General features: G+C 55.0%; 13 protein-coding genes. 8 read left to right on the forward strand and 5 right to left on the reverse strand.

Going from position 1 to position 14324, the window contains the following annotated elements; genetic code table 11:
- Nucleotides 1-36: 36 nt before the first annotated feature.
- The 5 genes from MHI24_RS24215 to MHI24_RS24235 all read left to right on the forward strand — a co-directional run bounded on the left by MHI24_RS24215 (nucleotide 37) and on the right by MHI24_RS24235 (nucleotide 4520).
- Nucleotides 37-927: a sugar ABC transporter permease gene (locus MHI24_RS24215; RefSeq protein ID WP_340022069.1), complete on the forward strand. Its 891-nt coding sequence runs from the start codon at nucleotides 37-39 to the stop codon at nucleotides 925-927.
- Between the two features lie 24 nt (nucleotides 928-951).
- A complete protein-coding gene (locus MHI24_RS24220) occupies nucleotides 952-1788 on the forward strand; it encodes a carbohydrate ABC transporter permease (RefSeq protein ID WP_340022070.1) in 837 nt (278 codons plus the stop codon).
- Nucleotides 1789-1817: 29 nt separating this feature from the next.
- Entirely contained in the window at nucleotides 1818-2792 is a 975-nt protein-coding gene (locus MHI24_RS24225) for a family 43 glycosylhydrolase (protein WP_340022071.1), read from the forward strand.
- A gap of 239 nt (nucleotides 2793-3031) precedes the next feature.
- Complete coding sequence (locus tag MHI24_RS24230) at nucleotides 3032-3634, forward strand: RNA polymerase sigma factor (protein WP_340022072.1); 603 nt, start codon at nucleotides 3032-3034, stop codon at nucleotides 3632-3634.
- On the forward strand, nucleotides 3588-4520 hold the full coding sequence (locus MHI24_RS24235; protein WP_340022073.1) for a hypothetical protein: 933 nt from the start codon (nucleotides 3588-3590) through the stop codon (nucleotides 4518-4520). Before MHI24_RS24230 ends, MHI24_RS24235 begins: the two co-directional genes overlap by 47 nt.
- A gap of 73 nt (nucleotides 4521-4593) precedes the next feature.
- On the opposite strand, the gene MHI24_RS24240 is transcribed toward MHI24_RS24235, so the two are convergent.
- From MHI24_RS24240 to MHI24_RS24255, 4 genes are all read right to left on the reverse strand, one after another.
- Entirely contained in the window at nucleotides 4594-5910 is a 1317-nt protein-coding gene (locus tag MHI24_RS24240) for a DUF4179 domain-containing protein (RefSeq protein WP_340022074.1), read from the reverse strand.
- Nucleotides 5849-6445, reverse strand: coding sequence for a sigma-70 family RNA polymerase sigma factor (locus MHI24_RS24245; RefSeq protein ID WP_340022075.1), 597 nt, complete (start codon nucleotides 6443-6445; stop codon nucleotides 5849-5851). The genes MHI24_RS24240 and MHI24_RS24245 overlap by 62 nt, the downstream gene beginning before the upstream one ends.
- Nucleotides 6446-6609: 164 nt before the next feature.
- Complete coding sequence (locus MHI24_RS24250) at nucleotides 6610-7464, reverse strand: AraC family transcriptional regulator (protein WP_340022076.1); 855 nt, start codon at nucleotides 7462-7464, stop codon at nucleotides 6610-6612.
- A gap of 149 nt (nucleotides 7465-7613) precedes the next feature.
- Nucleotides 7614-10214 (reverse strand): beta-L-arabinofuranosidase domain-containing protein, encoded by a 2601-nt coding sequence (locus tag MHI24_RS24255; RefSeq protein WP_340022077.1) that lies wholly within the window; start codon nucleotides 10212-10214, stop codon nucleotides 7614-7616.
- Nucleotides 10215-10441: 227 nt separating this feature from the next.
- Here MHI24_RS24255 and MHI24_RS24260 point away from each other — a divergent pair, with 227 nt between their 5' ends.
- Nucleotides 10442-10915 carry a hypothetical protein gene (locus MHI24_RS24260; RefSeq protein ID WP_340022078.1) on the forward strand — a complete coding sequence of 158 codons (474 nt, stop codon included), beginning with the start codon at nucleotides 10442-10444 and terminating at the stop codon, nucleotides 10913-10915.
- On the opposite strand, the gene MHI24_RS24265 is transcribed toward MHI24_RS24260, so the two are convergent.
- Complete coding sequence (locus MHI24_RS24265; protein WP_340022080.1) at nucleotides 10841-11368, reverse strand: hypothetical protein; 528 nt, start codon at nucleotides 11366-11368, stop codon at nucleotides 10841-10843. The two genes, MHI24_RS24260 and MHI24_RS24265, sit on opposite strands and share 75 nt — an antisense overlap.
- A gap of 241 nt (nucleotides 11369-11609) precedes the next feature.
- On the opposite strand from MHI24_RS24265, the gene MHI24_RS24270 reads away from it, so the two are divergent.
- Both MHI24_RS24270 and MHI24_RS24275 read left to right on the forward strand, forming a co-directional pair.
- On the forward strand, nucleotides 11610-12845 hold the full coding sequence (locus tag MHI24_RS24270; protein WP_340022082.1) for a YhgE/Pip domain-containing protein: 1236 nt from the start codon (nucleotides 11610-11612) through the stop codon (nucleotides 12843-12845).
- Between the two features lie 659 nt (nucleotides 12846-13504).
- Complete coding sequence (locus MHI24_RS24275; RefSeq protein ID WP_340026771.1) at nucleotides 13505-14278, forward strand: YhgE/Pip domain-containing protein; 774 nt, start codon at nucleotides 13505-13507, stop codon at nucleotides 14276-14278.
- The last annotated feature ends 46 nt before the right edge of the window (nucleotides 14279-14324 follow it).

Below are 14324 nucleotides of genomic sequence, written 5' to 3' on the forward strand. Positions count from 1 at the left end.
ACTTTGTTTTGACAATGCGAATTTGAGGTGAGCGCTATGAACGCCAAGTCCAATCTGTACCGCAAGGAGAAAATCTACGGATTCCTGTTCATCCTTCCTCCGCTGCTGGGGCTGCTGATCTTCACACTGTATCCGATGATTTACTCGATCTATGGCTCATTTACGGATTGGGACGGACTCGGCCAGATGAACTGGATCGGCCTGAGCAACTTCACAGACCTGCTGTCGGATGAGCTGTTCCACAAGGCCTTATTCAATACGCTGTTCATGATGCTCGGAATTCCGGTCGGCATTACGCTGGCGCTGCTGCTGGCGCTGGGACTCAACCGGGGCGTGCCGGGCACGACCGCCTTCCGGGTCATCTATTATGTCCCGGTCATTTCATCCCTGGCCGCTGTATCGATTATGTGGAACTGGGCCTACAACGGGGACTACGGTCTCGTGAACCAGTTCCTCGATCTGCTGGGCATCAGCGGACCGAACTGGATGGCGAATAAATATACCGTCAAGCCGGCGCTGATTATTATGGCGGTCTGGAAGGGCCTCGGCTATACCATGCTGCTCTATCTGGCGGCGCTGCAGAGTGTGTCCCGGTCCTATTATGAAGCGGCCGAGCTGGACGGGGCGAACGGCTTCCAGTCCTTCTGGAATATTACCTGGCCGATGGTGCGCCCGGTAACCTTCTTCATTATCGTGACCAATATTATTGGAGGATCACAGATTTTTACCGAGATGAACATTATGACTCCGACCGGCGGTCCGGAATACGCTTCAGCCTCCGTCGTGTTCTACATCTGGCAGAAGGCCTTCGGCAATTTCCAGATGGGTTATGCTTCAGCCATGGCCGTCTTCCTCGGCGTGTTCATATTTGTCGTGACTCTAATCCAATTCCGGATGAACGAGAAGCAATCGTTCGATGTTGATTGAGCTGAAGGGGAGGAGACGAACAAGATGACGAGCAGAAGAAGAATGACCAATAGTATTATTTTTGTTTTATTATTCATTGGCGCAGTGTTCATGATCGGCCCGCTGCTCTGGATGCTGTCCACCTCGTTCAAGGATAAGCAGGATGTTTTCGCCTTGCCTCCGGTGTGGATTCCAAGCCCGTTCCATTTCGATAAGTACAAAGAGATCTGGGAGGCGGGGCCGCTGCTGAGCGGGATCAGGAACAGCCTGATCATCGCGGTGACAGTGACGGTGGTGGGGACGTTTACCTCCAGTCTGGCGGCGTTTTCTTTTGCTAAATTGCGTTTTCCCGGCAAAAATAAAATCTTCCTGCTGCTGCTGTCCTCGCTGATGATTCCGTATCCGGCGGTGATGATTCCGCAATTCTTCATGTTCTCGAAGCTGGGCTGGATTGACTCACTGCTGCCGCTGATTGTTCCGGGGCTGTTCGGGAATATCGTGATGATCTTTTTCCTGCGGCAATATCTGAGCAGTGTACCTAATGCTATCATAGAAGCGGCCAAAATCGACGGAAGCTCATACTTCCGCCTGTACAGCTCCATCACCTTCCCGCTGATCAAGCCGGCGGTTGCCGCGCAGTTGATTCTGTGGTTCATGGGCATCTGGAATGATTATCTGGCGCCGATCATCTATCTGAACTCGCCGGAGAAGCAGACGCTGCAGCTAGTTATCGCGAACTTCAATGCGACCTATGCGATTCAGACGGATTATCCGCTGATTATGGCGGCTTCGATTATTGCCCTGCTGCCGATGCTGATCATCTTCCTGGTGTTCCAGAAGCAAATTATCGAATCTGTAGCCATCTCCGGCGTTAAGGGGTAATGGGTACATAAACAGAAGGAGAAACCATAATGAGTACCAATAGAGAATATAACAATCCGCTGATTGAGCAGCGCGCCGATCCATGGGTATACAAGCATACTGACGGCTATTATTATTTCACGGCTTCTGTGCCGGAATATGACCGGATTGAAGTGCGCAGAGCTACAAGTATAGAAGGCTTAAGCGAAGCTGAACCGGTGGTCGTCTGGCGCAAATACGAGAGCGGTCCGCTCAGCGCCAACATCTGGGCACCTGAAATTCATTATATAAACGGCAAATGGTACATCTATTTCGCCGCCGCGCGGACTACGGAGACGAAGGAGGGGCTGTTCGACCACCGCATGTATGTGCTGGAGAACGCTTCGGCGAACCCGCTGGAAGGCCGGTGGACAGAGAAGGGCCAGATGAAGACGGCTTGGGAATCCTTCGCCCTGGATGCCACCACCTTCGAGCATAAGGGTATACACTATTATGTATGGGCGCAAAAGGACCCTGATATCGACGGGAACTCCAACCTGTATATCTCGGCCATGGCAAATGGCTGGACGCTCACCGGTCCGCAGACGATGATTGCTACCCCCGAATATCCGTGGGAGGTGATCGGCTTCAAGGTGAATGAAGGCGCTGCGGTGCTGAAGCGGGGCGGGCGGATTTTCATGACCTTCTCGGCCAGCGCCACCGACCATAATTATTGTATGGGACTGCTCACTGCCGATGAGGACAGCGACCTGCTGGACGCGGCCTCCTGGACCAAGCATCCCGAGCCGGTCTTCCAGACCTGTGAGGAGAACGGGCAATACGGCCCGGGGCATAACAGCTTCACGGTGGATGAGCACGGCCGGGATGTGCTGATCTATCACGCCCGCAATTATAAGGAGATCGAGGGAGATCCGCTCTATGACCCGAACCGCCATACCCGGGCCCAGCGCCTGCACTGGAAAGAAGACGGGACGCCGGACTTCGGGGTGCCGGTGAAGGATGGCCGGGACAGGTCAGATCATTAATTAGTTTATAGAAATTAAACCGATATAGAGGTAGTCCGGGATAATGATTGTGTCCTGGGCTGCCTCTTTTTTGATAGAATTTATATGTTTTGGGGTCCCTGCAAAGTACCTGAGTTATCACCTACGCTAAAGCTCCACTTTGTGGGGTTATTTTGCGGCGGTGTCACATCAGGACAAGGCTCATGCGTAGTACAGAATATAAAGAGGTCACAAGAGACTTCAGGGGAAGGGGTGAGAAAATGGATGAGATAGACCTGGACCTGCAGCAGATGATCCCGGATATCCTCAATGGCAATACAGCCCGGTTTGAACAGATTATGCAACGGTATCAGAGGCGGATTTTCTCGTATTGCTACCACATGTTAGGTCAATATACAGAAGCGGAGGACTGTACGCAGGAGGTATTCCTTAAGACCTTCCGCAAGCTGGACCAATACAACCCGGAGAGGCCGTTTGAAGCCTGGTTGTACGCTATAGCCTCTAATTGCTGTATCGACATGATCCGCAAGCGAAGGTTAAGCAAATATCTTCCGATCCTGTACCGGAGCGATGAACATCACCGGCCTGTAGATCAAGCCATTGAGGATACCTATTACAATGAGCATGTGCTGCGGGCGATGTCCAAATTGACACCGGAGGAACGAAGTCTGCTGATTCTGCGCTGTGTGGAGGATAAGGATTATAAGGAAATTGCAGAAATTATGCAGCAAAACAGCAGCAGTCTCCGCAAGAAATTTGAACGCACGGCTGCCAAATTCAGAAAGTATCATGCTCATATTCCAGGAGGGCGATCGGATGGATCACGACAACCGCAATCAAGACCTCAGAACCATATTTCATAACATCAAAGTTCCTGAGGCAGATGTAACAAAAGCAGTGATGAACCTATTGGAGGATAAGCAAATGAATAAACGTGTACCTTTTTTTACTAAATATAAGCTCAGTACTTTTGCGGTATTGGCATCCTTATTGTTAGCCTCATCGGCCTTTGCAGCTACGCAGCTAATTACATTGACGAATGGCAAAGGGGATGTGGTCTATGAAGAAAAGAAATTCGAGAAGTCAGTAATTCCGGATAATACGAAGGATAAGCAGCTGCGCAGTTTGAAGGCACACGGTCTGGCCTATGACTTGCTGCAGCCGGGGCAAGCAGCAGCCTTCTATATGGCAGGAGATGATGCTGAAGGCGAGCTTTATATCAGGAAAGGCCCAGGCTTCGGGTTCACGGATGCAGCTTCACTTCGCGGTGAGCTGAAGCAGTCCGGCGCGCTTATTTTGGATACATTGCAGGACAAATATGATTTTGCAACAGGTTCATTGACGTATAATTCGGACCCGCTCACAGAGCAGAATGAAGCTGCATTGACCGCACAATTGGCACAAGAAGCCCGGAATTCTAAAGAAGGATACGCTATGAAAAGGCTTAATGTGTCTAAAGAGGGCTGGAGTATGATCCTCACGTATAAGGGAGAAGGGCAAACCATTCTTGTACAGCCGATGCGATTGAATGAGAAACTAACGATCCATCTTCCTGAGGAATCGTCGGCAGAGACCATTAGTGTTGATGGTGTAGAAATGCTGTATTCCTTATATTCAAGCGGAAGTCAAGGTATCCGGTTCATTCACAATATTCCCGGCAGCGAATACCACATCGTCTATTATATTGAGGCTACAAAGGGGGTTGCCAAGGAGGAATTGCTTGCGATTGCCAAGGCTTATTTGCAGTAATCAGCGGATAAAAAACTATAAACTTGAAGTCTTTAGCCCCACCAGCAGCGTGGGGCTAAAGACTTTTAATGTTTTATTTGCCCCCTACAGGGACCTGAATGGTTTCTCTATAGAACTTGATATAGTGGAAACCGTCCATTTGCAGGGATTGAGGCTGCTCGTCTGTCGGGAAGGAATACGTTCTCTCCCACAGGATATTGCCGTTCTTAAGGTCCCATTGCCTTGAATCGGAGATAGAGGATACAGGTACGGTCTTTCCTCCAGCCTGAACCGCTAAATTATCCTTGTCCAGTATCGTGAATTGCTTGCCGGCAATCACAACATCATAGCCGCTCTTGGTACGGGTGACACTGCGAATCCAGAGCTTCTCCTGGCCCACTTGAACAGAACGGTCCGAGGGGGAGGCCAGGGAGATCGGCTGCCCGACCTTCTGGTAGCCGCTAAAGTTATCCAATACCAGCTCCATACGCTGCGGCTTGTCTGTTGGCAGTACATCATATTCAATCTGGAACTCCGCTACTCCTGTTTTCTCATTGACACCCGACCGCATGGACAGGTGATTCGTTTCCGTTCCATTAACATACAGCTTGGTTACAGCAGAGAATCGCGGATGCTCCCCGTTATCCATCTCATAATGTCCCTTCACAATGGTTGAGGTAGGGGAAGCGGTAATTGTATCATAGTAGACGGTTCCCTGATCCACCGGAACAGCTTGATGAATATCGGCGACCAGGATGCTTTTCATGGCTTTACTGGCGTCAAAATTAAAGGAGAGCTTGGACACAGCAGGCTTGCCTTCGCCCTGATAGCTGTATATAGTAAGGGTCAGATTTCTGGCGAACGGACTGACCGGCTCGAATTTGTAAATTCCATCAAACCGGGTTTTGTCCTTGCTGTAATTGCCGCCGCCTCCTGTCGGTGAAGAGTTCGTCAAGAATCCTGTAATACGGCCTAATGCATAAAGTGACGGCAGCGGTGAACGCTCCTCATCGAACACCTCTCCCGGCGGCGGGGTAATGCTGTAATACATCAGCAGTGCATTATCGTCGGCAATCAGTCCGTTAATCGTGAATACAATCCCGTTCTCCAGCGTCTTACTTTTGTTAACGGCTTGTCCGTAGCCATGTTCCGCGACACCGGCGAATCCAAGCGTATATAGCTCAGTCTGGTTAAACAGCTTCCCGCCGTAATAAGCCAGCGCCGGATACTGATAAACGCCCACCGTCAGCAGCAGGGCTGCGGCGGCTGTAGCTATCCAGGTCCGCGCTTGTCCCGCCCGTGATCTCCGTCTGACCGGAGCCTGCTCCAGCGCCTTCCGCAATCTTCCTTCAAGTTCTGACGGCGTCATGGTCTGCTGATGCTCCTGTAATCTCTCCTCGATCGTTCTCATAACGGTCACCTCCGATCATAGCTTTTAGTTTCTGCAGGCCTTGTGAGATTCTGGACTTGATGGTGCCCACCGGCGCTTCGGTGATATCGGCAATAGTCTGATAAGGCAGGTCATGGACATAACGCAGCTCAATCGCCTCCCGCTGCCGGGGATTTAACCGGGCGAGCAGGACCGACAGGTCCGCTTCAGACTCGGTGTTGCTGTACGGGTTAGCCGCGGTCCATGCCTCCATGGCAGGCTCGGGGGCTTCGTCCGCCGCAAGCGGCTCGAACCGGTTCTGCCGGCGGAGGACGGTTTTGCAGCGGTTGACCAGAATGGTCTTGCTCCAGCTGTAGAAGGACTCGCGCTTCTGGAGTTGCCCAACCTTCTCATAGAGGGTGACGATCATATCCTCCATGACATCCATCGCATCATGCTCATTGCCCATATAACTGTAGGCGAGACGATAATAAGCATCCTGTTCAGCCAGAATAAGTTCCAGTAATGCCTCTTTGTTGCCGCGCTGTGCTGCTCTGACAAGACGGCTTATATTCATATGCTCACCCCTTTCACAGATAAGAGTGCCGGACTGCCCTGAAAGTTCATTATGACCATAAAAAAATCTCCACACCCTGCTTCCGGCACAAAAACGCCTGGAAGTGTGTGGAGAAAACTGGCGGTACCGGCTGCCTGCATCATCTGTCCCTGCGGATCACCGGTTCATTTATAGAACAGCAGCCGCTTCGCATAAGCGTTGCGGAATTCGGTAGGGGTGAGGCCGACGATTTTTTTGAACGATTTCATGAAATTGTGGCAATCCTTGTAGCCGAGCTGCTGCGAGACCTCACTGACATTCTGGTTGGTGTCGGTCAGCAGGAACTTGGCCAGCTCCATCTTCTGCTGCAGAATATATTGTTTCAGGGAGATCCCGGAGATGACGGTGAACAGATGGGAGAGATACTTCTCATTGTAGCCGAAATAGGCGGCGATCTGCGACACCTTGATATGCTCGCTGCGGCTCCATTTAATATAGTCCACGATGTCGTTGTAGAGCTGCTCCTGCTTCGTTCTCCGGGACGGATCGGCCCCGGCGTTACGGGTCTGGTTGTACAGCTCGCACAGGATAACCGTGGACATATAGTTGTTAAGGACCGTGTGGTTATAGCTCCGCACCGAATCCTGCAATTGCTTCATCATGACGATGATCTTCTCCAGATTGCGCAAGGTTCCATATTGGGGCAGGTGAATCACCGGGTCCTCTGCACCGCCGGGCTGGGGAGGATTCGTCTTCGCCAGGCTGCCGTCCGCAGCCTGATAATGCAGCCAATAGAAGCTGCAATCCGAGGGCTTGTACCCGTATTGCCGGGTCAGCGGGGGAAGCAGCAGGTATTCACCCTTGGAGACTGTGAACTTCTGGTTGTCACCCGCCAGGTAGAGCACGCCCTCCGTCATGACGATCAGCTCATAGTCCTGCAGAATCCGGCTTAAGTGAACCCACTCCGCAGAGGGGGCAACGAATTTTCCGGTCATCTCCAGGGTTACCGGCTGCTCCAGCGTCAGCTCGAATGCAGTCATGTCTGTAGTCTCCTTCCATGCCGGGCAGGCTTCATGTCATGTTGCTCTCATTATTCCGCATTCCATGGATGAAGTAAAGCGCACAGCCAACAGGCCACCCCGGATGCAGCACGCTGCACCCGGAATGACCCTGAGATATTGCTGTTGAATTACTGCTCTTGCACAATGGTAACCGCATACTCCTGCGCCGTGAGATGATCCTCTGCCTTCACCGTGAGCTTCAGCTCCGTGCTGCTCTGCGCCAGCCTGATCCCGCGCGGGAGCGAGTCCTCAATCAGAATTCCGTCCACATAGACCAGGGCATTCTTGTGGGCCGGCGTCACATTCATCTGTACATGGTCCGTGCTGTGCGGAACGGTTAAGGTATAGGCGGTTACTCCGCCGCTGAAGGAGGTGGTTAGCCTGCCTTCGCTGAAGGTAAGCTGGCTTAGCCCTGCGCTGTGATCATAGCCGGTCATCATGCGCAGCAGATCGAAGATGCCGTTCTCCCGTCCCGGAACCACGAACCGGACCTCCACTTCGGTCTTGCCGCTGACCATACCAGCCGGGATCAGATACTGTCGGCCATAGAAGCTGCGCGGCTTATCGGTATACAGTGTTTCACTGGCAATCTGTTCACCGTCTACGTATATTGCAATCTCCCTGCCGTTATTTCCCGAGAAATAGGTGACCGAGAGGTAATTGTCCGTGCGCGGGGCCACCTTCATCCGGTAGCTGAACCAGCCGCCCTGCTCTGCCTTGCGGATATTGTAGCCGTCCCATGTAGCCACCGACGTATTCTCGCCCCCGATGCCATGCTCCAGCTCATACTGGTCGTTGCCGACAGGCAGGCTGTCCAGGGTGGCATCCTCCACACGCTGCCGGAGCTTGCCTTGCAGGATATGCTCCTGCAGCTCGGCCGAATCGGCCTCCACCAGCCGCCAGTACAGCCCGTACCGCTCCTGATGCTGCTTGTAGTGCGGAGTGAAGATCAGCCGTTCGTCTTCATCGGTTCCCCGCAGCGCGAAGGCCAGCTCCTCCTGCGGCAGCCGTACCATGCGGTCCGGAAGCAGCGACAGCCAGGTCTCCGGGCTCTCGTTCAGCGTGGTGATGAAGTCCTTCACCAGCATGTTGCGGGTCGGAACACTTACCGCTACACCTGTGGCCGACACGGACAGATCATCCTGTCCCAGAGCGGCGCTCAGCACCACCGGGCCGTATTTGAAGGCCACGACCTGGCGGGCATCCGGCAGGTTGAAGAAGGTAAGCTTCATCGGCAGCCGGAGCTGGAACGTATCGCCGTCTTCCCACACTCTGCGGATGACCAGATAATCCGCGTCCACGGCGGCGCCCGCAGGCTCCCCGTCTAAGAGCAGCTCCGGCTCACCGGCCAGCCAGTCCGGCAGACGAAGCTTCAGCTCAAGGGCTGTGATCTGAGGCTCCAGCGTCTTCACAGTGAATTGTATAGTATCGCTATACGGCAGATTAGCCGCCTGTGTCAGCCTCAGGCCGTGCTCTTCAGAATCCAGGGTCGAGCTTATATACTGATTGACCACAATGCTGGCGGCATCATGGAAGTACAGGCTGTCATTCAGCTTGGTGAAGCTCTCCATGCCGGTCCCGGTGCAGCACCAGAAATGCTCGAATGGGGAGCTGTACACCTTGAAATACCCCGTCGCCATCGGCTGAAAATACATCGTCATCCCCGTATGCGGATGCTGGGACGACACAATCGCGTTCAGGTACGTGTTCTCGTAGAAGTTGGCGTAGCGGGCTTCCCCGGTGATTTTGAACAGCTCGCGGGTCAGCTTGAGCATATTGTAGGTGTTGCAGGTCTCCGCCGTGAAGTTGGACCGCTCCCGGTCCAGCATATCCGGGTCGCCGAAATGCTCCCATTCGCTGTTGCCGCCGGTGATGTAGCTGTGATGATAGACTACCATATCCCAGAACTGCTTAGCTGCCTCCAGATAAAAGACTTCACTCTCCCCAAGCGTCCGGTAACGGTTCAGCGCGCCGAGGAACTTCGGTATGGTGGTGTTGGCGTGCTTGCCTTTGAGGATATCCCTGCCCTCACGGACAGGCGTGAACAAGCTCAGCTCATCGAAGCTGTGGGCAGCGCTCAGATGCTCCGCTTTGCCGGTTAGCTTGTACAGCTCATAGAGGCAGTCATTCATTCCGCCATATTCAACAGCTAAGACGCGCTTATGGATCTCTTCCGTCCAGGAGGAGGTGCGGCGGTAGACCCAATCCCCGAGCCGGTCCGCCACAGTATAAGCGGTCTTGCTGCCCGTAGCCGAATACGCGGCCGTCAGCCCGGCGATAATCTTGTGCATCGTGTACCACGGCACCCAGGCCGGCTGCTTATTCTCAACGTTGTCGAACAGCTGCTCGCCGAAGGCGGACAAGTAACCGCTCTCATGCTGGCACAGCGCCAGCTCTTCCAGCAGGTACTTCAGTCTCAGCGCAAGCGCATCACCCCGGGTGGCGGCATAAGCCTGCGACAGCGCCGACAGATAATGGCCCAGCGTATGGCCGCGGATCTCGGTATTCTCCCAGCCGGGATATTTCTCGCCCTTCGGCGGCAAGCCCCGGTTCTCGCGGAAGCCTGCGAGCAGGCGGTCAGGGTCATAGCTGGTGAGATAATTGATTTCTCTGGCGAAGGCGTTAACGATATAAGGATCGGATATGGAGACCTGGTCCAGGCGGTAATCCTGATAGAGCGGCTTGTCTGGTGCAGGGACCGCTGGGTGCGGCTGGGGTGTAATTGTCACTTTTTCATCCTCTTTCCTATAGGTACTGTAGGGCCGATGCTAATATGCATCCTATGTATAAGCTTATAGATAAAGGGATCACCGGTAAATAGTGATAGGATTGAATATGTGTGAAAAGGTTAGATTCGCTGTGGAAGGTGTTTGCAGGACGGAATAAAAGGAGTTTGTGGGGGAAGGAGGCGGATGTTTCGTGCTAGGCAGGTGGATCAGAGGGGGGCTGGCGCAATGTGATCGGTTTTTCGATTACATTCGGTCCGCACAGCACCACCCGGAGCAATGTGATTGGTTTTTCGATTACATTGGGTTCGCACAGCATCACCCGGTGTAATGTGATCGGTTTTTCGATTACATTGGGTCCGCACAGCATCACCCGGCGTAATGTGAACGGTTTTTCGATTACATTGGGACCGCACACCACCATCCGGCATAATATGATCGGTTTTTCGATTACATTGGGTCCGCACGGCATCACCCGGAGCAATGAGATCGGTTTTTCGATTACATTGGGATTACAGGGGGAGCGTAGCTGGCTATTATCCCAGGCAGACATCAATCATCAATTCCCGAACAACAAAAAAGCCACCGCTGCTGCCTGCGGCAACAACAGTGGCTTCTGGAAGTTAAGGTTATGGAGTGTACTGCTGCACGATCGATACGACCTGGCCATCCTGAATCGTCAGATGATACGGGGATTGGCTTAGATCGAAGACGTCTTTTTTGGCAAATTCATGAATGAACTGCTCCAGCGTGAGCGCTTCGTTCCAGTTCACATCGAGATCCTCCAGCTTGCCGGTGTGGTCATAGATTTGCATAGTTACCTTGGCATCGGGAGCTACAGTATAGGTATTCAGCGAGTCGCTGTCATTTACAATGTAATATCCGTCAGGCGCACCGCCGATCTCGGCTGCGGATTCAGGCTCCCGCTCAGCGAAAACAGCATCGGCTGCCGCACCCTCGTACCATTCGATCTCATCTCCGGTGAGGGTTGTCTTGCCGCCATTGGTATCAATGGCATGGATGTAAACGGTCAGGTGCTGAATGGTGCCGGTGCTCCGGGCATCTGCGGTCTTCATGGTTGTGCTTGCCGTCGTCACGAGGGAAAGGAATAGCAGGACCAGTACAGGAAACAGATAGACATTTTTGTGCTTTAACATTATGAATTTCCCCCTTGGCATCATATTCGCAGCATGAGTCTACAACACCTATATACCCTGCCGGAATATTCTCAAACGTGTGTGTACCCTAATAAACGTTGATTTTGCGGAAATGTTGCAAATAATTTTCGGGCCATGAATTACTCTATGATGATTTGTCCTCCGTTAGCCCGTTTTTCCGTAAAAAGCTTCATTCCGGGGCATAGTAACATATACAACTTACGCGGAAAGGGTGCTGGACTTGACAGGAATCTGGCAAATTTATAAGCGGGACTGGCTAAGATTGTTCAAAAATCCTGTAGCCCTGCTGCTGATCTGCGCGCTGGTCCTGCTGCCCTCTGTCTATGACTGGGTGAACGTGGCGGCGGTATGGGACCCGTACAGCAATACCTCAGGCATCGCTGTTGCTGTGGCGAGTCTCGACCAGGGGGCGGAGGTGAAGGGGAAGCAGTTCAATATCGGCTCTGAGGTGCTGAGCAGTCTGAAGAACAATAAGCAGCTGGGGTGGCGCTTTACGGATACGAAGGAGGCGGCGGCAGGGGTGCGGCGGGAGGAATACTATGCGAGCATTGTGATCCCGGCGGATTTCTCCAGGCGGATGACCGGAATTCTGAATGGGAAGCTGGAGAAGGCAGAGATCGAATACACGGTGAATGAGAAAATGAATGCCATCGCCCCCAAAATCACCGGCAAAGGGGCCTCCGGCATCACCGCGCAAATTACGGAGCATTTCACCGAGACGCTCAGCGGCACGGTTCTGGATGCCCTGCGGAAGATCGATGAGGATTTCAGGTCCGAGCTGCCGGTCATCCGCCGGGTGGAGGCCGGATTGTTCAGGCTGGAGGCGGAGCTGCCAAAGCTTGCAGAGGCGGGGCGGCTGGTGCTGAAGCTCCGCCGGGACTGGCCGGAGATCGCCTCCTCGGCCGGGCGGGTTGCCGGTCTGACGGCAAAGCTGCCGGAGGTGGAGCAGGCCGGACAGCTGGCCGAAGCGATTGACGGCTACTGGCCGCATATTACCGCTGCCGCCGCGCATCTGGACCAGCTGCGGGAACACCTGCCGGGGCTTGAGGATGCCGCCCGGCTTGTCACCGGGCTGGATACGGACTTTGGGCAGGTGGACGCCTTGCTGGACCGGATGTCCGCACGGCTGGCGCAGGCCCGGGCCGTCCTGGAGGCGGCGGCCCAGGCCCTTCCGGCGGCCGGGCTGCGCAGCGCCGGCAGCCGCTTGGGGCCGGAGCTGCAGCAGTTCCTGGCCAGCAGCGGCCCGGCCTTCTCGGCAGTCCCTGAAGTGCTGCAGCAGAATCTGTATCTGCTGCAGCAGGCCGGGGACGCCGCCGTGCAGTGGACGGCGCAGCTGAACGCAGCGCCGCCGGAGTCCCTGCAGCCGCTGGCTGCGCGGCTGCTTCCGCTTGCGGCGGCACGGCTCTCAGCCGCAAGCGGGGGCTTGCCCACACGGCGGAGCTGCTCGCCGCCGTGAACACGATTGCACCCGGGACCGCGGGTGCAGAGGACCTGCGCGCGGTGAAGGCCGCGCAGGAGGGGTATGCCGCTGCGGCTGCGCGTGCAGCGGCATTGGCGCAGGGCGCGCCGCCCGCCGGGGCGGCTGCCCTGCAGCAGCTGGCCGCAGACGCTTCGGCGGCGTCTGCGGCTCTGGAGCGGCTCATCCCGCGGTACAACGCGGGGATGATGCCTGCCGTGCAGCAGGCGCTGGAGCGGCTCAGCACGGATGCAGGCCAGGCCGCCGGGGCGCTGCAGCAGCTTCCGCAGCGCCTGGAGGCGCTGGACGCGGTGCTGGATGAAGCGCGCGCGGCCGTTGCGTCCGCAGAGTCCGGCATGGCGGCCGTGCGGCAGGAACTGCCCGTGATCCGCCAGACGGTGCAGACTGCAGCGGGAGGCATTGCGCAGAAGCGGGAGGACCTGAACCACCTGATCAATCAGGTGCTTCCGCGCATCCTCGCGGACCTGCCCCGCACCGGGGAGCAGATTCATGAAGCGGCCGAATTTGCCCGCAATGAGCTGCCGGCCGCCGAGGCGAAATTCCGCAAGGCGGCGGATCTTGTTAGCGGCGGCTTGCCGGAGGCCGGGCAGGCGGTGGATAAGGCGGCGGATTGGGTGAACAGCGATCTGCCTGTGCTGATGACTGCGGTCCGTCACGGCGCACAGACGCTCCGCGGAATCAAACAGGAGGCCAACCTGGAGGAGATTGCCCAGCTGCTAAGCGGCGATATCCGGGGACAGAGCGATTTTTTGGCGAATCCGGTGGTGCTGAAGCAGCAGACCTTGTATCCGATTCCCAACTACGGCTCAGCGATGACGCCTTTTTATGTGGTGCTGTCGTTATGGGTGGGAGGCACGCTGATGGTCTCGCTGCTGCGCACCAGTGTAGATACCGGAGGACGAAGCTACCGGGGCTATCAGCTCTATCTCGGGCGTCTGGGCACCTTTCTTACGATCGGCATCCTGCAGGCATTGGTGGCGGTGCTAGGAAATATCTTCCTGCTGGGCGGTTATGTGGCCGACCCGGTGTGGTTCGTTCTGTCCGCTGTGCTGATCAGCATAGTATTCGTCACGGTTATTTTCACGCTGGTCTCGGTTTTCGGCAGCATCGGCAAAGGGATCGCCATTGTCTTCATGGTCCTGCAGTTCTCCAGCTCGGGCGGCACCTTTCCGGTCAGCACGACCGGGCATTTCTTCCAGGCACTGAATCCGTTCATGCCCTTCACCTATGCGATCAGCCTGCTCCGCGAGGCGGTGGGCGGCCTGCTGCCCGAGATTGCGGTTCGTGATGTGCTGCTGCTGATCCTGTTCGGTCTGCTGGCGCTGCTTCTGGGTCTGACTTTGCGCAAGCCGCTGGAGGGCATCATCCGCAGAACCGCCGCGAAGGTAGAGGAGTCGAAGCTGATTACTTAAGCATGAAATGGGTATATATAACATTTATTCCGTCTTTGTCAACCAT

It is taken from the genome of Paenibacillus sp. FSL K6-1096 (genome assembly GCF_037977055.1).
GTDB lineage: Bacteria > Bacillota > Bacilli > Paenibacillales > Paenibacillaceae > Paenibacillus_AQ.

Coding starts and splice junctions, on each gene's coding strand:
- MHI24_RS24215 (WP_340022069.1), top strand. CDS start 37: ATGAACGCCAAGTCCAATCTGTACCGCAAGGAGAAAATCTACGGATTC.
- MHI24_RS24220 (WP_340022070.1), top strand. CDS start 952: ATGACGAGCAGAAGAAGAATGACCAATAGTATTATTTTTGTTTTATTA.
- MHI24_RS24225 (WP_340022071.1), top strand. CDS start 1,818: ATGAGTACCAATAGAGAATATAACAATCCGCTGATTGAGCAGCGCGCC.
- MHI24_RS24230 (WP_340022072.1), top strand. CDS start 3,032: ATGGATGAGATAGACCTGGACCTGCAGCAGATGATCCCGGATATCCTC.
- MHI24_RS24235 (WP_340022073.1), top strand. CDS start 3,588: ATGGATCACGACAACCGCAATCAAGACCTCAGAACCATATTTCATAAC.
- MHI24_RS24240 (WP_340022074.1), bottom strand. CDS start 5,910: ATGAGAACGATCGAGGAGAGATTACAGGAGCATCAGCAGACCATGACG.
- MHI24_RS24245 (WP_340022075.1), bottom strand. CDS start 6,445: ATGAATATAAGCCGTCTTGTCAGAGCAGCACAGCGCGGCAACAAAGAG.
- MHI24_RS24250 (WP_340022076.1), bottom strand. CDS start 7,464: ATGACTGCATTCGAGCTGACGCTGGAGCAGCCGGTAACCCTGGAGATG.
- MHI24_RS24265 (WP_340022080.1), bottom strand. CDS start 11,368: ATGTTAAAGCACAAAAATGTCTATCTGTTTCCTGTACTGGTCCTGCTA.
- MHI24_RS24275 (WP_340026771.1), top strand. CDS start 13,505: ATGACTGCGGTCCGTCACGGCGCACAGACGCTCCGCGGAATCAAACAG.